General features: G+C 29.3%; 7 protein-coding genes and 1 tRNA gene. 3 read left to right on the forward strand and 5 right to left on the reverse strand.

Translation table 11 applies throughout. The features are described 5' to 3' along the window. Positions 1-136: 136 nt before the first annotated feature. The gene (nrdD, locus tag Q0V08_RS09315) at positions 137-2326 is read left to right on the forward strand and encodes an anaerobic ribonucleoside-triphosphate reductase (RefSeq protein ID WP_297434177.1); all 2190 of its coding nucleotides are present in this window, start codon (positions 137-139) and stop codon (positions 2324-2326) included. A gap of 18 nt (positions 2327-2344) precedes the next feature. Then, positions 2345-2854 carry an anaerobic ribonucleoside-triphosphate reductase activating protein gene (gene nrdG / locus Q0V08_RS09320; RefSeq protein ID WP_297434179.1) on the forward strand — a complete coding sequence of 170 codons (510 nt, stop codon included), beginning with the start codon at positions 2345-2347 and terminating at the stop codon, positions 2852-2854. Between the two features lie 40 nt (positions 2855-2894). On the opposite strand, the gene mglC is transcribed toward nrdG, so the two are convergent. The 3 genes from mglC to mglB form a co-directional block, all read right to left on the reverse strand. Further along, complete coding sequence (gene mglC, locus Q0V08_RS09325; RefSeq protein ID WP_023049652.1) at positions 2895-3905, reverse strand: galactose/methyl galactoside ABC transporter permease MglC; 1011 nt, start codon at positions 3903-3905, stop codon at positions 2895-2897. 16 nt (positions 3906-3921) lie between these two features. After that, the gene (gene mglA / locus Q0V08_RS09330; protein WP_297434182.1) at positions 3922-5418 is read right to left on the reverse strand and encodes a galactose/methyl galactoside ABC transporter ATP-binding protein MglA; all 1497 of its coding nucleotides are present in this window, start codon (positions 5416-5418) and stop codon (positions 3922-3924) included. A 61-nt stretch (positions 5419-5479) separates the two neighbouring features. Beyond that, positions 5480-6463, reverse strand: a complete 984-nt coding sequence (gene mglB, locus Q0V08_RS09335) for a galactose/glucose ABC transporter substrate-binding protein MglB (RefSeq protein ID WP_297434184.1) — start codon at positions 6461-6463, stop codon at positions 5480-5482. Between the two features lie 185 nt (positions 6464-6648). Between mglB and Q0V08_RS09340 the strand changes: the two genes are divergently transcribed. Then, positions 6649-6725: transfer RNA gene (locus Q0V08_RS09340), tRNA-Arg, on the forward strand. A gap of 8 nt (positions 6726-6733) precedes the next feature. On the opposite strand, the gene Q0V08_RS09345 is transcribed toward Q0V08_RS09340, so the two are convergent. After that, entirely contained in the window at positions 6734-7504 is a 771-nt protein-coding gene (locus Q0V08_RS09345) for a homocysteine S-methyltransferase family protein (protein WP_297434186.1), read from the reverse strand. Positions 7505-7543: 39 nt separating this feature from the next. Continuing rightward, positions 7544-7949: DNA-processing protein DprA (locus Q0V08_RS09350; protein WP_297434188.1), on the reverse strand; the 406-nt coding region annotated here is incomplete at its 5' end.

The following is a 7949-nucleotide window of genomic DNA, read 5'->3' on the forward strand; positions in this document are numbered from 1 at the left end:
TAGTAACTCTATATTTTTCTGTCAAATATTTTTTTTTAACCATTTTTTTAACCATTTTTACTTTTTTACACATTTGTAGAATTATATAAAAATGTGTATAATAATTGAAGAAAAAAATAAAAATGGGGTGATTTCTTTGAAAGAAGTTATTAAAAGAGATGGATCAACTGTAAACTTTGATAAAAGTAGAATTGTTAGAGCTATTACTATGGCTTTTAATCAAAAAGAAAAATTAGTTAATACCGATCTTATTGAGAAAATAGCGTCTCAAATAGAAAATCTTGATACTCCTAAGATGCATGTTGAGGAAATCCAAGATATTGTTGTAAAAAAACTTATGGGATCTTCTGAAAAAGATATTGCACTTTCTTATCAAGAATATCGTACTGTTAAAAATGAGCTAAGAAAAAAAGAACAAGTTATATATAAAAAAATTGGCGAATTAATCGATGCATCTAACGAGGATATGTTAAATGAAAATGCTAACAAAGATGGAAAAACAATCTCTGTACAAAGAGATTTATTAGCTGGTATTTCATCGAAAGATTATTATTTAAATAGAATTCTACCAAAGCACCTAAAAGAAGCTCATGAAAGTGGGAGAATACACATACATGATTTAGATTACCTTCTTTTTAGAGAAACAAATTGTGAGTTAGTTAATATTGAACAAATGTTAAAAGGTGGATGCAATATTGGAAATGCTAAAATGTTAGAACCTAACTCTGTTGAAGTTGCAGTTGGACATATCGTACAGATTATCGCTTCTGTTTCTTCAAATACTTATGGTGGATGCTCTATTCCTTACCTTGACAGAGCACTAGTTCCATACATTGTTAAAACATTTAAAAAACATTTTGCAAAGGGATTAAAATATATCGAAAGATTAACTCAAAATGAAATTAATTTAATTCTCTCTACAACTGATATTAATTACTCTAACGAATCTTTAAAAGCAAAATATCCAAATGCTTTTGATTATACTGTGGACATGACAGAGGAGTCTGTAAAACAGTCTATGCAAGGTTTAGAATATGAAATCAATAGTTTATCTACAGTTAATGGTCAAACTCCTTTTACCACTATAGGAATAGGAACTGAAACATCTTGGGAAGGTAAATTAGTACAAAAATTTGTATTCAAAACTAGAATGGAAGGATTTGGAGCCAAAAAAGAAACTGCTATATTCCCTAAAATTGTTTATGCTGTTTGTGATGGATTAAACTTCAATCCTGAAGATCCAAACTGGGATATATCTCAACTTGCTTTTGAATGTATGACAAAGTCTGTTTATCCCGATATCTTATTCGTTACACCAGAACAAGTTAAAAATGGTACTGTTGTTTATCCTATGGGATGTAGAGCTTTCTTATCTCCTTGGTGGGATGAAAATGGAAATGAAAAATATTCAGGTAGATTTAATATTGGAGCCACTACAATTAACTTACCTAAAATTGCTATAAAAAATAGAGGTAATGAAGCTGGGTTCTACAAAGAATTAGATGAAATTTTAAATCTTTGTAAAGAAAATAGTATATTCAGAGCTAAATATTTAGAAAATACTCCTGCAGAAATTGCCCCAATTCTTTGGATGGCTGGTGCTCTTTCTGAGAAACAAGCTAAAGAAACAATCAAAGATTTAATCTGGGGTGGATATGCTACTGTATCTATTGGTTATATTGGTCTTAGTGAAGTTTCTGAACTTATATATGGTAAAAACTTTGCCTTAGATGAAGAATCATACGATAAAACATTTAAAATTTTAGAATATATTTCTAAAAAAGTTAAAGAATTTAAAGATGAAACAAAATTAGGATTTGCTCTTTATTCTACACCTTCTGAATCTCTTTGTGATAGATTTGCTCAAATAGATTTAAAAGAGTTTGGTCCAATTGAAGGAATCACTGATAAAGAGTATTACGATAATTCTTTCCACGTTTCTTCTAAAATTAAAATAAATCCTTTTGAGAAATTGAGATTAGAGGCTCCTGGACATACTTTAGCAGCAGGTGGACATATCAGTTACATTGAAACTGATTCTTTAAAGAAAAACCTTGAAGCTGTATATCAAGTTTTAAGATATGCTCAATCAATTGGAATTCACTATATGGGAATTAATCAACCAGTTGATAAATGTCACATCTGTAACTTTAACGGAGAGTTTTTAGCAACAGAAAGAGGATTTGAATGTCCACAATGTGGAAATCATGACTCTACTAAAATGAATGTTATAAGAAGAGTATGTGGATACCTAGCTCAACCTGATTCTAGACCTTTTAATAAAGGAAAACAAAAAGAGGTTATAAATAGAGTTAAACATATGTAAAATGATGGGAGATTGATTATGAATTATTCTGGTATTAAGTATACAGATATGATTAACGGGGAAGGTATTAGAGTTAGTCTTTTTGTAAGTGGTTGTTCACACTATTGTAAAGATTGTTTTAATTCTGATACTTGGGATCCAAATTATGGTTCTCTATTTACTGAAGAAATTGAAAATGACATTTTAAACTATTTTAAAAAATATAATAAAAGTATAAAAGGGTTGTCTTTATTAGGAGGAGATCCTACTTATATCAGCAATATAGATACTCTTGTATCTTTTATAAAGAAATTTAAAAATCTTTTTCCAGAAAAAGATATCTGGATTTGGTCAGGTTTTACTTGGGAAGCCATTATTGAAAGTCCAAAACTATTGTCTCTTATAGAGCTATGTGATATTTTAGTCGATGGAAAGTTTCAAATAGAAGAAAAAGATTTAAATCTTAAATGGCGTGGTAGTAAAAATCAAAGAGTCATTAATATAAAAAAAAGTTTAGAGTTAAAAGAAACCATCAAATATATAGATTAAAAAAATTCTAGAGGAATAACCCTCTAGAATTTTTTTATACCTATTTTTTCTTTACATATTTTAATGTATCTAATGCAACTGCCATAACTATTATTAAACCCTTTATTATATATTGCCAATATGGATTTACTCCTATAAAAGTTAATCCATAGTTGATTACAGTAAAAATTATAACCCCTATTAATACTCCTGGAACCGTTCCTACTCCTCCTGAAAACGAAACTCCCCCTACAACACAAGCTGCTATAGCATCCATCTCATACATATTTCCAAGGTTATTTGTAGCACTTCCTACTCTTCCAGCCTCTAACATTCCACCAAAAGCATAAAATATTCCTGATAATGTATAAACTAATACCAATGTCTTCTTTACATTTACACCTGATACTTTAGCTGCTTCAGGATTTCCTCCTACTGCAAATAAATTTTTTCCAAAAGTTGTCTTATTCCATAAAATCCATATAAACAATACTGCTAATGCTGCATAAATAATCAGATAATTAAATCTAAATCCTGCTATTGTAAAATAACCTTGAGCAAAATTAGTAAAACTCTTTGAGAATCCTGCTATTGGTGAAGCTCCAACATAATCATAATATAAAGAATTTGCACCATAGATTATAATCATCGAACCTAGTGTCGCAACAAATGGAGTTACATTCAAGTACGCTACAACAAATCCATTTAAAAATCCAACAAATGCTCCAATAATTCCTATTATAACTATAACAGCTGGAATTGGTAATGTATCTAAATTAGGAAATACTTTATTTACATTAGTCATTGCTTGTAATAACGTTGCCGAAATTACCGCTGATAACCCAACTTGTCTTCCTACAGATAAGTCTGTTCCTTGAGTAACTATTATTCCTGCTACTCCTAAAGCTAATATTGTTCTAACTGATGATTGAGTTAATATATTTCTCATATTTCTAAAACTTAGAAAAGATGGTTCTTTTATAATTATTCCTGCTATAAGTATCAGTAATACTAAATATAATCCTCCATCCAATAGAAGTTTTTTTGTATCTTTACCTTTAAAAAATTCCATTTTTTCCTCCCGTAACTTATAAATATAATGATGCTAATTTTAAAATCTCTTCTTGACTTGTTTCATGAGTATTTACAATTCCCGCTACTCTTCCATTACTCATAACTAATATTCTATCTGTAACACCTAAAAGTTCTGGCATTTCAGAAGAAATCATAATTATTCCTTTTCCTTTATTTGCCAAGTCTAACATTAACTGATAAATTTCATATTTAGCCCCTACATCTATACCTCTTGTTGGTTCATCTAACATCAATATATCTGGACTAGTTAAAAGCCATCTTCCTATTATTACTTTTTGTTGGTTTCCACCTGATAAATTTCCTATCGGAGTTTTTTGATTTGGCGTTTTTACTCTCATTGAATCAATAACCCATTTCGTATCTCCATACATTTTAGAAGAATTTAAAATTTTATTTTTCCCTTCATAATTGGTCATATTAGATATTAAAGAGTTAAATTCAATATTTAACTGAGGAAAAATTCCTGTAGCTCTTCTTTCTTCTGTTACAAGCGCGAAACCATTTTTTATAGCTTCTAAACTAGTTTTATTTTCTATTTCTTTTCCATTTATTATTACTTTTCCACTTTCTCTTTCTCTAATTCCGAATATAGTTTCAACTATATCTGTTCTTTTCGATCCAACCAATCCTGCTACTCCAAGAATTTCTCCTTTTTTCAGTTCAAAACTTATATCTTTTATAGACGGTTGATTTTTAGCTGTTAAGTTCTCTACTTGAAGTACCACTTCTTGAGGAATATTTGTTTTTTCAGGAAACCTTTGAGTTAAAGATCTTCCAACCATCATACTTATTATCTCATCAGTTGATAATCCCTCTAAACTAGTTGTAGCAACCCATTGTCCATCTCTTAGTATTGTTATATCATCACAAATTTCTTTTATTTCCTCCATTTTATGAGATATATATACAACACCACAACCCCTATCTGTAAGTTTTTTGATAATCTTAAAAAGATGTCCAACTTCTTTTTCTGTTAGAGAGGAAGTAGGCTCATCCATTACTATTATTTTAGAATTATATGAAAAGGCCTTTGCTATCTCAACCATTTGCATCTGTGATACAGATAATGTTGAAACTTTCGCTTTTGGATCTACATCAATTTCCAACTCTTTAAATATTCTCTTTGTATCTTCATACATCTTTTTATGATCTACAAATATCCCTTTTAAAGGATACCTCCCTAACCAAACATTGTCCATTACAGTTCTTTGTAAAACTTGATTTAACTCTTGATGAACCATTGACACGCCATTTTCTAAAGCATCTTTAGCTGAAATAAAATTAACTTCTTTTCCATCTAAGAAAACTTTTCCCTCATCTCTTGAATAAATTCCAAATAAACATTTCATTAAAGTTGACTTTCCAGCTCCATTTTCTCCCATTAAAGCATGAACTGTATGAGGTCTTATTTTTAAATTTACCTTATCTAGAGCTTTTACTCCGGGAAAAGACTTTGATACTTCTGTCATTTCTAGTAAATATTTTTCCATACCCACTCCTTAAAATCTAAATATTTTATAAAGAAAGGGAGGCTCATACCTCCCCTACACACTACTTTTTAAAATCTTTTAAATTGTCTTTATCTACTCCTACATAAGGTACTCTTAATACTTTATCTTTCAATTCCCATTTTGTTCCTTCTGTAGGTTTTTTCCCTTCAGCTAAATTTTTTGCAATTTCGTATGTTGCTTGACCTTGATTCATTCCATCATTAAGTACTGTTCCAGCAACGTCTCCATTTTCAACCATAACTAAAACTTCAGCCAAAGCATCTACTCCAAATACAGGAGTTTTTGCTTTTCCATTAGCTTTTAATGCTTCAACAGCTCCCATTGCCATTCCATCATTATTTGCAATTACAACCTCTATTTTCTCACCATTTGGACCTGATAACCATGCTTCCATCTTATCTTTTGCCATAGCAGCATCCCACATTCCAGTGTCCATATGTAATTCTTGTGTTTTTATTCCTTTTTCATTTAAAGTTTGTGTTACATATGTTGTTCTAGCTTCTGCATCTGGATGTCCAGGCTCTCCTTTTAAAAGAACATATTGTAATACTCCATCTTTATTTAAATCCCAAGCTGGATTTGCTGTCCAATGTTTAGCTATTACTTCCCCTTGAATAACTCCTGATTCTTTTGAATCTGTTCCTACATAGTAAGCTTTATCATAACTTTCCATATCTGCTTTAGATGGTTCTTTATTATAAAATACAACTGGAATATCTTCAGCTTTAGCTTTTTGGATTATTGTTGAAGCTGCTGCTGGGTCAACTAAGTTAATTGCTAATGCATCTACTCCTTTAGCAATTAAAACATCTACTTGATCGTTTTGCTTAGATTGGTCATTTTGTGAATCGTTCATTAAAACTTCAACATTTTTATCGTTTTTTGCTACTTCTTCAATTCTTTGTCTAACTGTTGACATAAAATTATCATCATAACGATAAACTGTCACTCCAATTTTTGTTGGTGCTGCTGATGCCATTGTCGTAAGAGCTAATGCTCCTAATAAAACCGAAACTCTTTTCATAAAACCCCTCCAAAATTGTAATTATATGAAACATATTGTTAATTATACTTTATAATTAAACCCAATGTCAAGCATATGAAAAAACTAAAAAAGAAGTTTTTTTCCTAAGTAAAAAAACTTCTTTTTTATCACCATTTTTTATCTTGACTTTTATTTTTTTATATGTTACATTCAAAATATAAAGTGTATCTGTAGCTCAGTTGGATAGAGCAACTCCCTCCTAAGGAGTAGGTCATGAGTTCAACTCTCGTCAGGTACACCATTTTTATTCTAAAACTTTTCTAAATTTTCTTTTAGTATTTTTATATGATTAAAATCTGTTCCACAACACCCACCAACAATATCAACTACACTCACTTTTAGCAATTCATTTATATCTTCTATAAATTTTTCTATGTCTCCATCAGAATTTGGATGAAATGATACTTTTAAATTTGTTTCTTTTTTAAATTTGTTTAATGTCTCCATAATCTCTTTTGTTAATTCACTACAATTAATTCCTATTGAGATAATATATTTATTTAAAAATTTTTCATATACATCTATAAGTTTCTCACCAGAATAAAGTTTCCCATCTTTATCAACTGCAAATGAAATCATAATAGGTTTTACTAACTTTTTATCTTCCATTTGTTTTTTTAATAATTTTAAACTCTCTAATCCTTTATCTAAGTTATAAATCGTTTCAATCAAAACAATATCTACATCGCTATCTAAAATTCCATCTATTTGATCTTTATCTGGTAAACAAAAAGTTCCAATACTTTTTTTATTATACTTGTCGGCAACTTTTTTACAAATTCTTCCTCCTATTAGTGCATATTCATAGGCTTTCTCTTCATTTTCGCCATAACTTTTTAAAGATTCTTTAGAACAATTAAATGTATTTGCTTTTAAACAATCTGCTCCTGATGCTATATATTTTTCATGTATTTCAGTTATTAATTCTGGTTTTGTACAATTTAATTTTTCTCTACACTTAACATCTATTTTGTATATATTTGAAATTGTTGTTCCCATAGCTCCATCTAATAAAATCATATCCAAAATACCTCCTTTTAATTTCTCTTTTATTATATCTCAAGAAAATTCAAAAGTAAAAAGAGTATTTGGTTTAGAGGTTAAAATTTTAATTAAACTTACATCAGAATAGGAACTTATAAACGTAACTTTAGCTATATTTTTCATATTAAATATAGTTTGATTTATTTTTATATTTCTAATATAAACTCTTTTTTTTTCTGAAAAAGCAACCTTTAAAGTTGTTATAGTTCCACCTTTTTTCCCAGTTTCTAAAATTAATAATTCCTCTGTTAAATAAGCTTGAATTCTATTTCTTTGAAGAAGATATATTCCTTTTACTTTTAAACTAGGTGGTATCTCAGATAAAATTGTTCCACCATTATCTAAAATTTCATTCGCTAAGCTTAAATGCTCTTTTGGATAAATTTCACTTCCTAATCCTTGACCTAATATAGCTATATTT

It is taken from the genome of uncultured Cetobacterium sp., from assembly GCF_947038635.1.
Classification (GTDB): domain Bacteria; phylum Fusobacteriota; class Fusobacteriia; order Fusobacteriales; family Fusobacteriaceae; genus Cetobacterium_A.